Below are 17,211 nucleotides of genomic sequence, written 5' to 3'. Positions count from 1 at the left end.
TGTTTTTATCCTAATACTGTGCGTTCGATTTCGAACATCTGGCTTCTGTAAAGGCTTGAAATGTTGTGGCCATAGTCTGCGAGCAGCTGGATGATGTTTCGAGGACATTCTTTTGTGTCGCAGCCATTGAGACGGTCGCCGGCATCACCGAGACCTGGCATGATGTATGCTTTTTCGTTCATTACCGGGTCCATCCAGAGCGTGTAGCAGGTACAGTTTGCAAGGGCGCGGGTTACGCGGATTGAGCCTTTGAGGGTGGAGATTGTGTTGAAGAAAGCTATTGACTTTGGCTTTACTCCCTGACTCTGAAGGTATTTTACAACGGTTACAAGGGAACCGCCGGTTGCGTTCATTGGGTCTGCAAAAATCAAATCTTTTCCGTCGAGCTGATCGAGCTTGAAGAACGATTTGTCGAGGTCAAGGACATATTCCATGTTGTTCTCGTTTTTGCTGTCGTTTCGGCTGATTTTGAACAATGCGAATGGGGTAAGATATGAGTCGGAAGAGTATTCTTCAATTTCTTTTGAAACAATCATGCTTGGCAAAAGTGCTCCACGGAGCATGACGCACATGACTGTGTTATGAATTTTGTGGTCGATTGAAGGAATTTTATGGACAGCGTAGTTCTGAACAGGATATGTAACCGGTGTTTTTACGATGATGTGACCTTTCTGGTCGGTTTTTTGACTTGTGTAAGCCATGCGGAAAAGCATTTCATAAGCCCGCTGGCTGTAGTACATGAATTCCTGATGGTCTGTCCGTGCATCGCGAAGTTTGGAAATAACGCGGCTTGCTTCTGCCTGTGCCTGAACATCTGTTTCGAAGGAATAAACTTTAATCTGCGGATGATTGCGGCAGATTGCGTGCATTTCGTGGCCCATTTTATCGTAACCCTCGATGATTTTGTCTTTATCAACTGGGTCGAAAGATTTCATGGTTTCCTTGAACATTTCGTCAAGCCGTGCCAAATCAGCCATATCCTGACTTGTAAGATAGCCGTCCAAATCCTCTGCCTTGAGGACAATTTTGTTGCTCATATTTTCTCCTATATTTTTCAATCGTTTATTTTAATGTTATATAGAAAAATTCTCAATGAAAACATGAGCATAAATCAAAAGATTTTTCTTATGTGTATGGAACAGAAAAATGTCGAGTTTTGTGGTTGTCAGTGCATCAAAACTCGACATTTAGCCTAAACTGTTTTCACGCGAATTTCTTTGATTTCACCGCTTCTAGAGAAGAGAAGCGAGCTTTCTTCTTTTGGAAGAGTATTTGTGTCAAAAGAAAGCGTTTTTCCGTCTTTGAAGGTTACTCTGATTGCTTCACGAAGCTGCTGGCTGTAGACAATTTTTGTGCCGCACCAGGTGAATTGCAGGTCATAATTGTCAGTGTAATCTTTTTTCTCAAGATAGGTCGGATTGAAAACGGCTTTTCCGTCGTCAATGTCGAGGCCAAGCTCTTTCCAGCGGCCAAGGATTTCTTCTTTGACCTGACCTGTCATGCCCGGTTGTCTTGCGCCTTTTTTGAACGGTGTGTGCGAATACGGGTCGTATGGGAATGCACCGTATTCAACCGGAGTTTTGCTGCTTCCGAGGCCTTTTTTAATATCCTTGTAGAAGGCAAGAAGCGGATCTTTTGCACCAGAAATGTTTTCCTGAACCGCAAGCAGCAGTTTTGAAACCTGATGCCAGTAGATGCTTCCCAATCCTTCGTAAGCATAGAAGGTTCCTGAGCGGCCGGTGAAAGTCTGGTGATGGAAAGTCTTTTCGTAAAGCGCGTGGAGAAGATTTTTCTCTTCGTCGCTTGCTTTTTCACTTTCTGAAAGATTTGAAAGAACCTGATTAAGGCAGTCGGCATTTCGCAAATCAGCATTGAAATGATAGATGCCATTCAAATCTTTTTTGAGCACCTTGTTTCCGCTCTTTTTGACAAAATCCGTAAGTCCGCCCAAATCTGCTTCTTTTATGCAGTTTTTTTCCATAAAATTCGGAAGCACGGAATTCGGGTAAAGCATATACGAATACTGATTTTCTTCAAACAAATCACTTGAGCGCATTGCTTCAAGCAGCTGCTTTTTTTCGTTTTTGCCGAGGATATTTCCGCTTAGAACGGCGACCTGTCCTTCAAGCATAAGTTTCAGGTTTACGATTTCGATTTTTGAATCTGAGAACGCAACTGAATTGTATGAATGGAAAAGGCCGTCTTCCCGCTTGTTTGAGAGAATCGATTTTTCGATTGAATCCCTGAAAGTTTTGAGAATCTGTGCGAGTTTTTTAGCCGGAATCTGAGCGTATTCATCTGCAAATCCGTTTTTGTAGAGCTCGTCTCGTTCGGTTTCGAACAAAAGGCCGAGCTTGTCAGTGAATGATTTTCTCTCTTCTGCGGTTGTTTTTCCTGAAGAAACATGAGCGACAGTTTTATAGATTTCAGATGCTTTTTCGAGCGTTTCAGCGACTGTCTTATTGATGAGGAAGTAATCTTCGCAGTTTTCAGCCATTTCAATGAAGAACGACAACATTCTTTCAAGGTAGCACATTGTAACGACAGAAGTACCCCATCCGGCCAGTGCATTGTTTGCGTCGTTCCATTCAGGGCGCTGTGTATTCATCCAAATTCCCGCATCCGGTATATGATTCAGGATTTTTGCGAGAACGAGCTGCATTAGCTTTGTTGAAAGCGTTGTGAGCTGCAAATTTGCGCCTTCATCGATGATGCTTCGTGCGTCCGTTCCGAAATCTTTTTCCTTTTGACGCAGTGCCTTGTCCATTTCGTGTTCAAAAGAGATTGAATTACGCGGGTCTTTGACGATTTCATCATAAGATTTGATTCTGTAAGGAAGATTTGCCGTTGAGAACAATTTTTCGTTCATTAAAGAGAGCAGCTGATTTTTATCAAATTTCCAAAGGAATTCAAGGAATTTCTGCAAATAGATGACCTGATGGTCGCCCCAATATCCGTACTGCGCCCATGGATTTCCTTCTTCAGGAACTTCCCAGTCAAGACCTTCGCGGCAGATTCGGTAAGGATTATAGCCTTCGACCGTCATGTTGTTTACAAAGATTGAACATGCGTTGATTGCGTATTCTGGATAAGACCACAAAAGTGCTTCCCAGTTCTGGAAAATGTCGCGCCAGTTGCCTTCGTAGTTGATTTTTTCAGAGCCGTCTTTTGCGATGAGGTCAATGTTGAATCGGTTCCATGGTCTGCTTGGGTCGCCGTGTCTTCGTGAGAATGTGAGCGGCAGATATTCAAGGAAAAGCCTTTTGTGCTGAGGATTATTCTGTGCGAAAATGAGGTTTTGAAGCTCGTCGCGTGATATTTCTGTTTTTGCGGCGAGATTTGAATTTGCGATGAGATTTTTGATTTCGCTGCCCGTCTTTTTATTGCGGGTTTCGGCGAATTCGATGAAGTCTGAAAGTCTGATTTTTCCTTCGTTTGCGAAAATGCCGCCACGCATGATGTTGAACATTACATTTGTTCGGTGATGCAAATCAGTAATTTTGCTTCCTGTCGCCTGAATTCCGTCTGCCTGTGCGATTTTGTCTTCCAGCGCGAGCGCCGTCTGCTTGATGTCGTCAGCAAGAAGTTTCCATGCAGTTTCACGGTCTGTAATCTGAGATGCCAGTTCAACGAGTTTTGAGGCATCGTAATCTACATCAAAAACCTGTTCCCAACATTCAGCGCTTTTTCCAACAAGCTCGCTGTCGTGGATAATAAAACACTGCCCGCGGCTGCCATTGAGTTCTTTTTTCTGTGCCTGAAGAAGTTCTGCTTTTCCTGAGAGGAACAATTCAATCGCATTTTCTGAAAGAACAACCGGATCTTTTGTGGTGAACCAGCAGACATTTGTTTTGAGGGATTCGCTTGGTTCAGCGCGGTCAGTTACAATAGAAGAAAGTGTGAAGAGTGCGATATTTGAAACAGGCTCGACTTCGCTCTTTTTGTATGCGTCAAGAAGAACGCTCTTGCTGTTCTGGATGCTTGCGTCGCATGATGAAGGCATGATGTTTCTGGCTCCATCAAGAATGCTGACGGAGATTTTTCGTTCGGTGAGGTTTTCGACCCTGCAGAGCTTTACGAGGCCGAATTTTGAGCTTGATGTCCAGCCGTAGCGGAACGAAATTCCCGCCAGCAAATTTGTTTCCTCGAACCAGATTTTGTCACCGTTGAGGCTTTTGTAGAGATTCCGCTGAATTCCGATTTCTTCATTAAAACGGTCGGCGCCGGTATAGAAGAGATTTGCGAAAGGCTGCCAGATAATGCCTTTTTTTCCTTCGCTTTTGATTTTAAGGATTGTGAGAGAGCCGGTTGAGCCTTTCATGTCCTGAATTTTGTCGCATGTATAATAGGGGAAAATCGGGAAGTCAGAATTCTTGCGTCCGGCACTGATTCCACCCTGTGCCCAGCAGAAATTCCATACATCGCTGGAACTGGTGATTGTCATAAAGAAATCATCCATCAGGTCAAAATTTTCGATTTTGTAAAATGGTTCGCCATCAAGAAACACCTGCTCGCCATTAACACTTTTTTTCATATTCTTCCTCCATCCTGATTACTAATGAATTATTTGCATGAAACCTGTAAAAAAAATATCAAAAAACTTTTATATATATCAAAGTTTTGTCTTTTATGATTGATGAAAAAACGCTGTTTGGGGCGCGAGGCTCTGTTCTTACATAATCACAAAAAATGAATATTTTTCAGATTTTTTTGCTATGTCTGTGGGGAAAATGCTTATATAAAGTAAAGGAAGAAAAGCGAAGTCGTTGCTTCCGTGCAATGCCGCTAACGCGGAGTTTTTAAAGGAGTTTTTTATGAAAAAATGTCTTGCTGTGTTGTTTTTTTCTATATATTTGAGCTGTGCTTTTGCTGGTGAAAAATATCTCTTTTCGGCAAAAAAAGCGGTAAAAGACAAGAAATCCGTTCAGTTCAATGAGTGTACGGCACAGGAACTTGCTGACAGGATGAAGTGCGGCTGGAACCTTGGAAATACACTTGATGCGAATGGTTGTGCCGGCCTTGATTCTGAATTGAGCTGGGGGCAGCCTCATACTACAAAAGAGATGATTGATGCAATCGCTGCCGCAGGATTTAAGACAATCCGAATTCCGTGCAGCTGGGCAAATCACTTTGTCGATTCAAATTATACGATTGATTCTGCATGGATGAAGAGGGTAAAGCAGATTGTTGACTGGGCGATTGAGGACGGTCTTTATGTAATCCTCAATGACCATCACGATAACTATGAGCGTGAAAACCTTATTCCTCATTGCAAGGGATATTACCCAAGTTCCCTCAATTACAATGAGTCGATGCTTTTCGTTAAGAATGTCTGGGCACAGATTGCACTCGCTTTCAATAAGGGCTATGACGAGCATCTGATTTTTGAAGTTCTTAATGAACCTCGTCTTCGCGGTCACTCGCATGAATGGTGGTACAATCAGGGCTGTACTGTCTGTAAGGATGGTGCCACAAATCTCAACAAACTTAATCAGCTTGCAGTCAATACAATCCGTGCATCCGGCAAAAACAATGCAAACCGATTCATAATGGTTACCGGCCTTGCAGCTTCAATCAACAGCTATCAGGCAGATGAATCATGGAAACTCCCGAATGATTCTGCAGAGGGAAAACTTATGGTTTCTGTTCATTTGTACACTCCATACACCTTTGCAATGGAAAATCCGGGGGCAACTGTCTTTGAAGAAAAACATGCCGCAGAGCTTGAATACAATTTCACATGGCTTAACGAGCATTTTGTTTCAAAAGGCATTCCTGTCATCATCGGTGAATATGGTGCTACAAACAAAAACAATCTCGATGAGCGCGTAAAATGGTTCTCTTATTTCGTTGGCGAATCACACAAATACGGAATGGTTACCTGCCTCTGGGATAACGGCGACCCGAAAGCAGACAACACTTTTGAAGAGAAATTCGGCTTCTTTAATAGAAAGAATTTAAACTGGTATTTCCCGGAAATCATTGACACAATCGTAGAGAAATCCGAAGCAAAATAGTGAGAAAAATAGAGAGAAAAAGAGTCTTGCAAAAATCTTCTATTATCATCATTATTAGTTCATGCAGATAAAACTTGAAAATCTCAAAAAAACATACATTTCTGTCTCAAAAAAAGAGCGGACTTCCGTTACTGCTGTCAATGGAGTTTCGCTTGAAATCCCTGAGAATTCAATCTACGGAATAATCGGAAAGAGCGGTGCGGGAAAATCTTCGCTTGTTCGGCTTGTGAGCCTTCTTGAAACACCGGATGAAGGTGCCGTTTACTATGGTGACAAGCGGGTCGATAATCTTTCAAAAAATGAGCTGATTGCACAGCGTCGAAAAATCGGCATGATTTTTCAGAATTTCAATCTTTTTTCATCAAGAACGGCAGGTAAGAATGTTGCTTATCCGCTTGAAATCGCTGGTGTTCCCAAAGATAAAATCAAAGCAAAGGTAAAGGAAATGCTTGCGCTTGTCGGACTTTCTGACAGGGAAAATGCGCCAATCAGTACTTTGAGCGGCGGTCAGAAACAGCGTGTTGCCATTGCCCGTGCTCTTGCAACCGAACCGAGCATTCTTTTTTGTGATGAGGCTACGAGTGCCCTTGATCCGAACACAACCCGTCAAATCCTCGCTCTTATTAAAGAAATTCAGAAAAAAATGAACCTCACAGTCGTTATGATTACTCATCAGATGGAAGTAGTGCGTGATGCCTGTGAAAGCGTTGCTGTTATCGAAAGCGGCCGTGTTGTTGAGTGCGGAAAGGTCAAAGATATTTTCTCAAATCCGCAGACTGAAACGACACGCGATTTCATCAAAAATATTGCCGCACAGTCGTCTTCGCGTGATGGTGACATCGTAAAGTGGACAGAAAAATCAGGTTCTTATCTTCTTCATTTTGTTGGCGGTGCTACAGGCGAGCCGATTTTGAGCAAAATGGCAAAGGAATTTGATGTTAGTTTCAATATCCTCGCTGCGGGCATTTCTCACTTGCCGGATGAAGATGTGGGCTACATGGAAACGGACATACTTGGTACGGACGAAGAAATTGAACGGGTAGTGCAATGGCTTTTGCAGAATAATGTCCGGGTACAGAAAAAATAGCGGTTTTAGTCAGGAGATTTTATGGAACAGATTTTAATTTTAGTCGGAACATCTACGCTTGAAACTCTCGTGATGGTCTTTTTTTCCACGCTTTTTGCGATTTTGATTGGCTTTCCGCTTGGAGTTTTGCTTAATATCACGAACAAATACGGAATCACGCCAAAAGCAGTTTTCAATCAGATTTTGAGCCGAATTATCGATGTGCTTCGTTCATTTCCGTTCGTTATTCTGATGATTGTACTTCTTCCTTTGACACGATTGATTTTGGGAACCGCGATTGGCACGGCGGCAACAATAATTCCGCTTTCGATTGCGGCAGCTCCTTTTGTTGCAAGAATCACGGAAACCGCACTGAATGAAGTTGATCCGGGTGTCGTGCAGGCAGCTCGCGCTATGGGCTCCACAAATGCACAGATTGTATACAAGGTTCTTATCCCGGAAGCGCTTCCTTCTGTTGTTTCGGGAATCACTCTTACAATCATAAATCTTGTGAGCTATTCTGCGATGGCCGGTACTTTGGGCGGCGGCGGACTGGGCGATTTGGCCATTCGTTACGGCTACCAGCGTTTCCGTACAGGAATCATGATTGCGGCAGTCATTGTTATCATCATCATGGTTGCCCTGATTCAGTTTGCCGGAACCAAAATCACAAACAGGATGATGGCAAAACGCTAGGCGCAGATGGAAAATTCCTCACGTTTTTTCAGCAATCCCGATTGCTCTTATTTTCCCTGTCATAAAGGCTCATCCAACGACAGGGAAAGCTTCAACTGTCTTTTCTGTTACTGTCCGCTTTATTCAAGAATTCCCTGCCCAGGAAATCCGACTTACATCAAAAAAGATGACGGCAGAATCGTAAAGCGCTGTACAGACTGCAATTTCCCTCATAAGCCCGAAAACTACGACAGAATCATGTCGCTTTTAAAAGGAAAAAGTTTAACGGACGAAGTTTTTCAGGAATATCATCACGGTGGGGAGTTTGTTTCTTCATTGATGCACGAGAAGCCGGCAGAAGAAGTCTGCTATGATTTTTCGGTTAATACAAATCCGCTTGGGCTTCCTGATGGTGTTAAAAATGCGGTTCAAAACTCGATTGAGCAGCTTGAACGCTATCCTGACCAGAATTGCACGGCTTTAAGAAAGAAAATTGCCGAAAAAATCGAAAATGACAATCTTTTTGTTCATAATGAACAAATTTCCCCTGAAAACATAATTATTGGCAATGGGGCAAGCGAGCTTATTTCGCTGATTGTTCAGGCCGTTTCCCCCAAAAATGCCCTTGTTGTCGCTCCAACCTTTTCCGGCTACGAGCGGGCGTTGAAAATTTGTTACTCAAAGATTCACTATCATCTTTTGAAAGAGGAAAATGATTTTACGCTCGACAGCACAATTTTCTCTTCTATTGAGAATGCTGCCGCTGACATGGTTTTTCTCTGTTCACCGAATAATCCGACCGGGAAAATGCCGGATTTTGAGCTTTTGAAGAAACTTGTTTCGTTTTGCGAGGAGAGGTGTATTTTTCTTTTTGTGGATGAATGTTTCATCGGCTTTACGGAAAAGGAAAATCTTTCGGATGTTCAGTTCGTCAGTGAAAATCCGCATTTAATCGTTCTTAATGCGTTTACAAAAGTATATAGTATGGCAGGAATTCGGCTTGGCTATGCCTTTTCATCAAATCAAGGTCTGCTTGCAAAAGTGAATTTTTTGCGGCCTGAATGGAATGTATCATCTCTGGCACAGCTTTCCGGTCTTGCCGCCCTGAATGAAAACGCCTATCTGCATGAAACCTGCAGTTTGATTTCCAGGGAGCGCGATTATCTGAATAAAAAACTCAAGACTTTAGGTTTTACGGTCTATCCCAGCGAGGCGAATTTCATTTTGTTCAAAGCGGATTCTAAGGATTTCACGGAATCTTTTAATAAAAAATTGATTGAGCAGGGGATTCTTCTTAGAAATTGCGGAAATTTCGTGGGGTTGACCGGGGATTTTTTCCGTACGGCAATCAAAAATCATGAAGAAAATGAAAAATTGATTGAAGCACTGGCTGATTCCCTTGGAAAGAGTTTTTCCCTTTTGTAATGCCGACATTTTGTGATACAATTACTTTGATGTTTGAAGCTGATGTTGAAAAAATCCAGGAAACAATTGCACAAATCATCCCTCTGAATCAAAATGCAATCGATGAAGCAAAACAATATCAGGCTTTGCTTGCAATGCCGCCCGAAAGTATGGGTGAGCTGCTTAAAATCGGCCAGAGACTTTCGGGGATTACCGGGAATCTGCACAATTTTCTTCCAAAAAAGCGTATTGTTGTTCTGTGCGCGGATAACGGAGTTGCTGATGAAGGTGTTTCTTCTGCTCCGCAAAGCGTAACTGCAAGTCAGGCGGTAAACATGACCAAATATCTCACTGGAATGTCGTCACTGGCAAAGCATTTCGGAAATGAGGTTCAGGTTGTTGATGTTGGAATCAAGTGTGAATATGATTGCGATGCGATTTTAAACAGAAAAATACGGAAAGGCACGGATTCAATTCTTCATGGGCGGGCGATGAGCCTTGAAGAAGCGGCGAGGGCAGTCAGAATTGGAATTGAGCTTGCTGAGCAGGCAAAAACGGACGGTGTTTCGATTCTCGGCGTTGGCGAAATGGGAATCGGAAACACGACGACATCGACGGCTGTTCTTTCGGTTTTGACTGGAGTTGATGCGGATGAAATCACCGGGCGTGGCGGCTGCATAACCGATAAAATGCTCGAACATAAAAAAACTGTCATAAAAGAAGCAATCGCCAAAAGTCACCCTGAAAGGGAAAATGTGCTTGATGTGCTTTCGTGCGTGGGCGGTTTTGATTTGGCTGCGATGTGCGGCGTGTTTCTTGGAGCGGCAAAAAACAAACTCCCGGTAGTTATAGACGGCTATATTTCGATTGTTGCGGCCCTTTGTGCCAAAAGATTCTGTCTACTTGCTGGTGATTATTTTTTCCCGTCACATCTTTCTGAAGAAAAAGGCTACAAAATCGCCATGAATGAACTTTCGTTAGTTCCATATTTGAATCTAGGAATGCGTCTTGGTGAAGGAAGCGGCTGTCCTCTTGCATTTGAGATAATCGATTCGGCCTGTGTTCTGATGAATGAAATGGCCACTTTTGAAAAAGCAAAAATCAATGACAGTTACCTTGATGAATTGAGAGGCAAAAATTGAAAGTCCTGATTTCAGGTGGCTGTAAAAACGGAAAATCTTCTTACGCTCAGGAACTTGCGGTAAAAGAAGCTCTCGCCGCAAATGAAAACAGACCGTCTTCTTTGGTTTATTTTGCCACGATGATTCCGCACGACAGTGAAGACGATGAGCGAATCAAAAAGCATCGTGATGACCGAAAAAATCTGGGGTTTAAGACAATCGAATGTGGTAAAAACATTTCTGAAGTTGCCAAAAATCTGGAGTTGGGTAGCGTCGTTCTTTTTGACAGCCTTACGGCACTGGTTGCCAATGAAATGTTTGAAAAAGACGATGCATGCCTTAAATCAGCAGAAAATCCATTTGAAAATCTTGAAGCAGAAGAGCCTGAAATCATTCAGAAAATTCAGAATGAGCTTGAAATTCTGATGAATCAGGCCGCATCCGTAATCTTTGTGAGCGATACGATTTTCAATGACGGTAGAATCTACGATAAAACGACGGAATTATATAGAAGAATTCTTGCAAAAACAGAAAGATTCGTCGCAGAACGGTGTGATAAGCTGATTGAGATGTCGGCAAAACTGAAAATCGAAAACAAAAAATCGCAGGCGGGCGAAAATAAGGTCGAAAAAATGGAAACTGAGAAAAAATTGCATGAATCAGACGAAATGGCCCATAGTCTGGCGAAACTTCAGCTTGTAATCGGCGGTGCATATCAGGGAAAAGCTTCATGGGCAAAAAAAGAATTCGCTCTTTCTGACAGCGAAATTTCTGTCTGTAATCCTGATTTTCCCCCTGATTTTTCAAAGCGGTGCATTTCGCATTACGAAAACTATGTCGCATACTGTCTGAAGAACAATTTGCGGCCACAAACGCATTTTTCTGACGATAAAATCATAATCTGTGATGATATTTTCTGTGGAGTCGTTCCGATTGATGCGTTCCAGCGAAAATTGCGCGAAGAGACAGGCCTTTCGCTACAGAAAATTGCAGAAAATGCCGAAGTTACACGGATTTTCTGCGGTCTTCCCCAAAAAATGAGCCGGAGGGGTTAAGTGAATCAGCAGCTAGAGTTTATTCTTTCTCATCATAAAGCGTTCTCGATTCTCGCGGGTTTTTTGCTTGATTGTCTGCTTGGAGATCCGCATTGCTTTCCTCATCCGGTGCGTCTTATGGGAAGCTTTATTTCCTTTCTAGAAAAACGCCTTAATAAGTCTTCTGATTCGGCCAGGATTCAGCGTATAAAGGGATTCTTCCTTGTTTTTCTTTTGACTTCGACAGGCTTTTTGATTCCGTATGCGATTTTGTTTGTATGCAGGCTTGTTAATCCGATTTTATTTCTTGCTGTGGAAACCGTAATGTGCTATCAGTGTTTAGCGGCCCGCAGTCTTTTTAGTGAAAGCATGAAAGTCTATCATCAGCTGAAAAAAGGCAATGTCGAAGGTGCAAGATTTGCCGTTTCCATGATTGTAGGGCGTGACACGGATGTTCTTGATGAGACAGGAATTGCAAAAGCCGCCGTTGAAACAGTTGCCGAAAACACGAGTGATGGAGTAATTGCCCCGTTGTTTTTTATGGCACTTTTTGGAGCCAGTGGTGGAATGCTCTACAAAGCCATAAATACAATGGATTCAATGATAGCCTATAAGAATGAGCGGTACAGGAATTTTGGATTTTTTGCCGCCAAACTAGATGATTTTGCAAATCTGATTCCAGCAAGGCTCTGTGCGCTTCTGATGATTTTCTCGACCTTTATTCTTGCAATTTTTCCAGTTAAACCCAGATTTCATCCCATAAATTCAATAAAGATTTTTCTCCGGGACCGTTACAAGCACGCAAGCCCGAATTCTGCTCAAAGTGAGAGCGTGTGTGCCGGAGCTTTAGGCATTCAGCTTGCCGGTGACACGGTTTATGATGGAGTCGTCGAAAAGAAAGATTTTATCGGAGACAAGACGCGCGAAATTGAGTATGAAGATATCTTTTGTGCAAATGTCCTTATGTACGCTGCAACAGTGCTTGCTCTGGGGATGTGTTTATAAATCGTTTTCCCGCCCGATACACAAACAAGCTGACTGTCGCGCTGAACACTTTATCAATCAGATTTGTAACCGTGCCACCGAAGTACGCCGCGAACGATAGATTTTTGGTCACAACATAGATGCCCTGCACAGCGTTGTCTACCTGCGGAATCGTGGTGTTTGCGGAATAGAAGAAATATGAAATTGTGTCGCCTAGGACAGAATTTGTGATAGCGGCGATAAAGCCAATCCACATAAAACTTTCGGTTGAATAGGAAAAATCCGTTGGTTTTGCATTGCCTGAATTCTCGTGCAATGGGGAAGCATTTTGAACGCATTTTTTGTGTTCTACACGGAATATAAGGCTCGCGACCACAGCTGTTGAAATATGGCACAATGTAAAAAGAATCCCGGTATTTGCAAATATATATAGAAGAAAATTGCTTGCCACGGCACACAAAATTCCCGGCACAAGTCCGCACAATGCTGATACAGCGATAGTCATAATAGAATCAAGATACAGGGGAAATGCAATGAGACCAGCAAGGTAAGAACAGAAATAGTTTATAGCAATGCTTGCAACAGTGAAGATGGTGATGAAGTAATATCGTTTCATTAAAATACCAACCCTAAAATTTTCGCTGTTTCCATCAATTCGTAACGGTCGTGGATGTCGAGCTTGCTATAAATTGATGCACGTTGATTCAAAATCGTTTTTTCCGCCTTTTTCAGTATTTTCGCAATATCGGAAATACTTTTACCGTCGATCAGATAATTAAAAACTTCGTGTTCTTTTTTGGAAAGACTTTTGTAATTGTCGAAAAGATAAGATTTTTCATCGTAAACATAGTGCTTTCCCCTGTTTTGTGGCAGGAGTGTTTGCAGAACTTTGCTTGCGACACTGTTAAAATATGTGTTTCCATCGCTTATGGCAACAATTGCTTTTTCCAGTTCTTCAATCGAGGCTTCCTTGGTGACAAAGCCTTGAATCCCAGAAAGAAGAGCCTTTTCCACATGAACTTCATCATTGTGCATCGTATAGACGAGAATTGACGCGTTCGGGGCAGACTCTTTTATTTTCGGAATCGAATCAAGCGAATTTTCTCCGTCAAGGGTTAAATCAAGAATCACGATGCGAATTTCGCTGTCTGCATTGAGTTTCGATATTGCTTCGTCAATGTCATTTGCGCCAGAAATTGAAAGTGCAGGATTTTTACTCTGAAGCATAAAAATCATTCCGTCGCGCAGTCCACGATGATCATCAACGAACAGTATTTTTAATGGTGATTGCAATGTTAAGCCCTCCGTCATTTATAAAATCTACAGTGCCACCGATAAGTTCGGCTCGTTTTTTAATATTGTGAACACCGTAATGTTTTACAGCATCTTTTTTGTTCTTTTCGTCAACTTCCGACTGCTCAAAGCCTTTTCCGTTGTCGCTAATTATAAAGCGGAATTCGTCCATCGCGTCTATGATTTTAATTTCGACCTGCGTTGCGTTTGAATGGCGGGAAATATTGCTCAACGATTCTTGCAAAATACGGACAAGGTGCGATTTTGTGTTTTTATCAAGTTCAAGGATTTTCTGACTTGCAACATAAACGGCAGTTTTTATCGAAAAATTCACTTCAAATGCCTGGCAGATTTCGCGGACAGTTTTTTCCAAATCATCAGAAAAATCAATGCTGCCAGCGCCAATCATATAGCGGATTTCGTTGAGTGCCTGCTTTGCGTAGAACTTTGATTTGTTGATGTCTTCTTTTTCAAGATACACTTTAAGTGCAGCCAAATTTTGTGCAACTCCGTCATGAAGGTCGCGGCTGAAATTCGTCTGCTCGGTCTGCATGGTTTTAAGCTGCTCCAGTTGCATCGAATTCTTAAAAAATTTTTCCAAAATGATAAAGGCAGCGATTGCGATAAGAAAGAGCGAGCTGTACAAAAGCGAGTCAAAACCGAAATTCAGGCGAGTCTGGGTTTCGTGAATGTGATTCTGAAAATTGATGATTGCGTCCGTGTCCTGAGTGCCGGTCTGAAGATTCTGGATGATGGCGGTAAGCTCGGCTTTAAGCGTTTCGTCAAAATAAGTGTAGGCTTCATAATCAGTTTTAAGTTTTTGCGGAACTAGTTCGCTGAAAGTCTCATTTTGTTCAAGCTGAAGCAAAAGCATATCGGAATCAAGCTGCTGGATTTTTGCGTTACTCGCGCGCTTAAAATACACCGTACAGAAAAAGATGAAGAGTGCGAGATAAATGAATATAAGTTCAATTTTGAACATTTTTTTTAACAGACCACGCAACTTTGATTCCATGTCACAAAAGTATATCACAAGCCGCATAATTTGTTTTAGGAAAAACTCCCAAAATTTTAGTGATTTTTTTGGGAAAAACGACCAAAGCGAATTTTGGAACATGAGATAGAATAATTTTCATGCAATCAATCTGCAATGAAAAATCATTGAGGAGCAAATATGCAAAAAGAAATCTTATCAAATAAAGAAATCTGTACTCTGTTGAATGCACTTTCAGAAGATGCAAATTCGCCGCAGGAGCCTAAAATCCGCACCTATGATTTTAAGCGACCAGATTTTCTTGCTAAACGTCAGAAAGATGTGATTCAAAAACTGTTCTGTAACTCAGGCTCGGCATATTCACTTGAATTACTGAACATTGATGAATACATCAAATCTTGCACAGAAAACGCTTTTCTTTTCAAATTCCGTCTCAACGGAAAAATCTGTATGGCTTCTCTTTCCAAGAAGTCCCGATACACAAAGGATAATCCACCGGTCAATGTGCTTAAGCAGGTTCTTCAACGGTTCAAAGAGGAATTTGAAATTGCAACAGAAACATTGCCGTATTATCCTCTTGATTTTTCTCATTTTTACCAGATTCCAGATGATAAAACTCACAACGCGAAAGAAACAGCACAAAGCCTTTTTGTTGATTCGTGTCAGATGGGCCTGAATATTTTGAATTATTACTTGGATGACAATTTGAATAGAAAAACGGAAGACGAAGTAGAAATCTCGATTTTCCTTGATAGAGATGAAGTCGTAAAAATCGCGGATTTTCTTTGTCCGGAACAAAAGATTGTGGAATGGAAAGGTGAGTGTAATGCAGTTGCGGTTCTAGGCGGATTCAACTGGAACGATGAAGCAAAGTTCAAAAAGGACGATATTATTCCGCTCAACACCATGGTTACAAGCCAGCTTCCAATTATAAAAGACGGAAAAATTGCCGCCTACGCAGAAGTAATAAGTATAGACGAAAATTTTGGCTTGAAAATTTCCGAGGTAGTGGAAAAATCACCGGAAGAAATTGTGGAAGATGCACTTGAAAAAGGTCGTCGTGAATGTGAAAAAATGTTTGGAATAACAGAGGAGAAAAAAAATGACTAAAGCAGAAAAAAACACAATAGAAAATGAAACCGTGGATATTCTGTATGGGTTCAAAAATCAGGAAAATCGCAAAAATCAGTTCGACTGGGAATTCAAAACTGATGGCTTAAAAGACATTCTTTCCGAAGAAGATTTTGCGCTTATTGAAAAACAGGACAGTTCCTACGAAAAGAACTTGCAGCTAAAGGAAATCCTTCAAAGGTATTTCAGTGCAGAAAAAGGCGGAGACAATGCTCAGAATAAGAAGCTCGCCGACTGGATTATTAATGATTGGGGCGGAATACATTCACTTAAAGATTTCGGCAAAATCATTAATGACATTAAAAACTTCTACGATAAAAACCAGAGCGGTAAAGACAAGATTGATGATTTAAGACTTTCAGGTTCAATTTCATCGCGTTCAAAGGTTCTGTCTTTCCTTAGCCCTGATGAGTATGTCATATGTGATTCACGGAATATTTTTGCCCTTAACTGGGTGCTTTTCTTTGCACAGCTGGACTATGATAAAATTCATCTTTTTAGACCGCTTTCTGGCAGAAACCAAACAATGCCAAAATACAATCTTGAAACGGTCGCGAATTTAGTTTTTGAAAGAGAAATTGAATACACATTTACAACATATTCAAATTTCTGCTATCTGATAAAAGACCTGACAAAAAAACTCGGATTTAAGAAAATCTACGAAACTGAAATGCTGCTCTTTTCAATTTCCGTAGATAAAGAGTGCGGCATTCCGCACTTTGTGAAAGAAAAAATAAAGGAAACTTGGGAAGAATGACCAAAGGGAATTTGGGAATGTGGGATAAAATGCGTGTATGAATAATAAAAATTTGGAGGATTAAAATGGGATTTTTAAATCATGCAAAAACGGCGTTGACCGGCGAAGTTCGTTGCGATTGGTGCGGAAAGCTATATAAAAACTGTGACGGAGAAGGCATTTTTGGTGCGACAGGCGGGCTTGTAGGAACAGCGATTCATACCGTAAAGAAAAACTACTGCTCAAAAGCGTGCAAACTTGCCGCAGCTGAAGCAAAAGCCGAAAAGAAAGCCGACTTTGAAGAGCGGAAGGCAAGAGGCGAGCTTACCGAATTAGAAAAACTGAAAGATGAGGCGGCACGACCGATTGAGGAAATGAAAGAGGTGATGAAAAAGCCGTTTGTAGAAATGAAAGAAGAAACAAAAAAACAATTCTCAGAAGCGGGGCAGCAAATGAAAGATGAACTTGCAAAGCCGATGAACGATGTGAAAAAAGAACTTAAAAACGCTTTTGGTATGGCTTTCGGTGGAATGTTTGGAAAGAAGTAAGGGAAAAATGAACGAAAATATATTGCTTCAAAATGAAAAGAACAGATTTCTCGCAGATGAATTTTTTATGCTGTCGTGGGCGGCGGCAACACAGCATAATAAAACATGGGAACAAATTACAGAGGAATCAGACAAAAAGGAATTTCGACAGAAAATAAAAAATCGTCTTAAAAAAATGATGTTGAACTATGCGGATAAAATTATAGAT

General features: G+C 41.6%; 16 protein-coding genes. 11 read left to right on the top strand and 5 right to left on the bottom strand.

Features of this window, described 5'->3' with window-relative positions; all coding sequences use genetic code 11:
* Positions 1–5 precede the first annotated feature (5 nt).
* The gene (locus Q0Q74_RS04425; protein ID WP_294428921.1) at positions 6–1,037 is read right to left on the bottom strand and encodes a uracil phosphoribosyltransferase; all 1,032 of its coding nucleotides are present in this window, start codon (positions 1,035–1,037) and stop codon (positions 6–8) included.
* Between the two features lie 155 nt (positions 1,038–1,192).
* The gene (locus Q0Q74_RS04420) at positions 1,193–4,534 is read right to left on the bottom strand and encodes a hypothetical protein (protein ID WP_294428920.1); all 3,342 of its coding nucleotides are present in this window, start codon (positions 4,532–4,534) and stop codon (positions 1,193–1,195) included.
* A 280-nt stretch (positions 4,535–4,814) separates the two neighbouring features.
* Between Q0Q74_RS04420 and Q0Q74_RS04415 the strand changes: the two genes are divergently transcribed.
* The 7 genes from Q0Q74_RS04415 to cbiB all read left to right on the top strand — a co-directional run bounded on the left by Q0Q74_RS04415 (position 4,815) and on the right by cbiB (position 12,322).
* Positions 4,815–6,017, top strand: a complete 1,203-nt coding sequence (locus tag Q0Q74_RS04415; protein ID WP_294428918.1) for a glycoside hydrolase family 5 protein — start codon at positions 4,815–4,817, stop codon at positions 6,015–6,017.
* 61 nt (positions 6,018–6,078) lie between these two features.
* Complete coding sequence (locus Q0Q74_RS04410; RefSeq protein ID WP_294428916.1) at positions 6,079–7,104, top strand: methionine ABC transporter ATP-binding protein; 1,026 nt, start codon at positions 6,079–6,081, stop codon at positions 7,102–7,104.
* 21 nt (positions 7,105–7,125) lie between these two features.
* On the top strand, positions 7,126–7,779 hold the full coding sequence (locus Q0Q74_RS04405) for a methionine ABC transporter permease (protein ID WP_294428915.1): 654 nt from the start codon (positions 7,126–7,128) through the stop codon (positions 7,777–7,779).
* Between the two features lie 6 nt (positions 7,780–7,785).
* Positions 7,786–9,183, top strand: a complete 1,398-nt coding sequence (locus Q0Q74_RS04400; protein ID WP_294428913.1) for an aminotransferase class I/II-fold pyridoxal phosphate-dependent enzyme — start codon at positions 7,786–7,788, stop codon at positions 9,181–9,183.
* Positions 9,183–10,304, top strand: a complete 1,122-nt coding sequence (cobT, locus tag Q0Q74_RS04395; RefSeq protein WP_294428911.1) for a nicotinate-nucleotide--dimethylbenzimidazole phosphoribosyltransferase — start codon at positions 9,183–9,185, stop codon at positions 10,302–10,304. The genes Q0Q74_RS04400 and cobT overlap by 1 nt, the downstream gene beginning before the upstream one ends.
* Positions 10,301–11,338, top strand: a complete 1,038-nt coding sequence (locus tag Q0Q74_RS04390; RefSeq protein WP_294428909.1) for a bifunctional adenosylcobinamide kinase/adenosylcobinamide-phosphate guanylyltransferase — start codon at positions 10,301–10,303, stop codon at positions 11,336–11,338. Before cobT ends, Q0Q74_RS04390 begins: the two co-directional genes overlap by 4 nt.
* The gene (cbiB, locus tag Q0Q74_RS04385) at positions 11,339–12,322 is read left to right on the top strand and encodes an adenosylcobinamide-phosphate synthase CbiB (RefSeq protein ID WP_294428907.1); all 984 of its coding nucleotides are present in this window, start codon (positions 11,339–11,341) and stop codon (positions 12,320–12,322) included.
* On the opposite strand, the gene Q0Q74_RS04380 is transcribed toward cbiB, so the two are convergent.
* The 3 genes from Q0Q74_RS04380 to Q0Q74_RS04370 are packed head-to-tail and all read right to left on the bottom strand — an operon-like array spanning position 12,279 to position 14,609.
* Positions 12,279–12,917 carry a hypothetical protein gene (locus tag Q0Q74_RS04380; RefSeq protein WP_294428905.1) on the bottom strand — a complete coding sequence of 213 codons (639 nt, stop codon included), beginning with the start codon at positions 12,915–12,917 and terminating at the stop codon, positions 12,279–12,281. The genes cbiB and Q0Q74_RS04380 overlap by 44 nt on opposite strands.
* Positions 12,917–13,594 carry a response regulator transcription factor gene (locus tag Q0Q74_RS04375; RefSeq protein WP_294428904.1) on the bottom strand — a complete coding sequence of 226 codons (678 nt, stop codon included), beginning with the start codon at positions 13,592–13,594 and terminating at the stop codon, positions 12,917–12,919. The genes Q0Q74_RS04380 and Q0Q74_RS04375 overlap by 1 nt, the downstream gene beginning before the upstream one ends.
* Complete coding sequence (locus Q0Q74_RS04370) at positions 13,563–14,609, bottom strand: ATP-binding protein (RefSeq protein ID WP_294428902.1); 1,047 nt, start codon at positions 14,607–14,609, stop codon at positions 13,563–13,565. The genes Q0Q74_RS04375 and Q0Q74_RS04370 overlap by 32 nt, the downstream gene beginning before the upstream one ends.
* Before the next feature lie 159 nt (positions 14,610–14,768).
* Between Q0Q74_RS04370 and Q0Q74_RS04365 the strand changes: the two genes are divergently transcribed.
* The 4 genes from Q0Q74_RS04365 to Q0Q74_RS04350 form a co-directional block, all read left to right on the top strand.
* Complete coding sequence (locus Q0Q74_RS04365; protein ID WP_294428900.1) at positions 14,769–15,698, top strand: flagellar motor switch protein FliM; 930 nt, start codon at positions 14,769–14,771, stop codon at positions 15,696–15,698.
* Positions 15,691–16,476 carry a hypothetical protein gene (locus tag Q0Q74_RS04360; protein ID WP_294428899.1) on the top strand — a complete coding sequence of 262 codons (786 nt, stop codon included), beginning with the start codon at positions 15,691–15,693 and terminating at the stop codon, positions 16,474–16,476. Before Q0Q74_RS04365 ends, Q0Q74_RS04360 begins: the two co-directional genes overlap by 8 nt.
* Positions 16,477–16,541: 65 nt before the next feature.
* Complete coding sequence (locus Q0Q74_RS04355) at positions 16,542–17,003, top strand: hypothetical protein (RefSeq protein ID WP_294428897.1); 462 nt, start codon at positions 16,542–16,544, stop codon at positions 17,001–17,003.
* A 7-nt stretch (positions 17,004–17,010) separates the two neighbouring features.
* On the top strand, positions 17,011–17,211 hold a 201-nt coding region (locus Q0Q74_RS04350; RefSeq protein ID WP_294428895.1), incomplete at its 3' end, for a hypothetical protein.

Origin of the sequence: uncultured Treponema sp., from assembly GCF_946187725.1 — a bacterium.
Lineage (GTDB): Bacteria > Spirochaetota > Spirochaetia > Treponematales > Treponemataceae > Treponema_D.
The sequence above is the reverse complement of the archived record's forward strand: the minus strand, read 5'-3'. Positions and strand labels throughout refer to the sequence as shown.

Coding starts and splice junctions, on each gene's coding strand:
- Q0Q74_RS04425 (WP_294428921.1), bottom strand. CDS start 1,037: ATGAGCAACAAAATTGTCCTCAAGGCAGAGGATTTGGACGGCTATCTT.
- Q0Q74_RS04405 (WP_294428915.1), top strand. CDS start 7,126: ATGGAACAGATTTTAATTTTAGTCGGAACATCTACGCTTGAAACTCTC.
- Q0Q74_RS04410 (WP_294428916.1), top strand. CDS start 6,079: ATGCAGATAAAACTTGAAAATCTCAAAAAAACATACATTTCTGTCTCA.
- Q0Q74_RS04415 (WP_294428918.1), top strand. CDS start 4,815: ATGAAAAAATGTCTTGCTGTGTTGTTTTTTTCTATATATTTGAGCTGT.
- Q0Q74_RS04420 (WP_294428920.1), bottom strand. CDS start 4,534: ATGAAAAAAAGTGTTAATGGCGAGCAGGTGTTTCTTGATGGCGAACCA.
- Q0Q74_RS04370 (WP_294428902.1), bottom strand. CDS start 14,609: ATGGAATCAAAGTTGCGTGGTCTGTTAAAAAAAATGTTCAAAATTGAA.
- Q0Q74_RS04355 (WP_294428897.1), top strand. CDS start 16,542: ATGGGATTTTTAAATCATGCAAAAACGGCGTTGACCGGCGAAGTTCGT.
- Q0Q74_RS04360 (WP_294428899.1), top strand. CDS start 15,691: ATGACTAAAGCAGAAAAAAACACAATAGAAAATGAAACCGTGGATATT.
- Q0Q74_RS04400 (WP_294428913.1), top strand. CDS start 7,786: ATGGAAAATTCCTCACGTTTTTTCAGCAATCCCGATTGCTCTTATTTT.
- Q0Q74_RS04365 (WP_294428900.1), top strand. CDS start 14,769: ATGCAAAAAGAAATCTTATCAAATAAAGAAATCTGTACTCTGTTGAAT.
- cobT (WP_294428911.1), top strand. CDS start 9,183: ATGCCGACATTTTGTGATACAATTACTTTGATGTTTGAAGCTGATGTT.
- Q0Q74_RS04380 (WP_294428905.1), bottom strand. CDS start 12,917: ATGAAACGATATTACTTCATCACCATCTTCACTGTTGCAAGCATTGCT.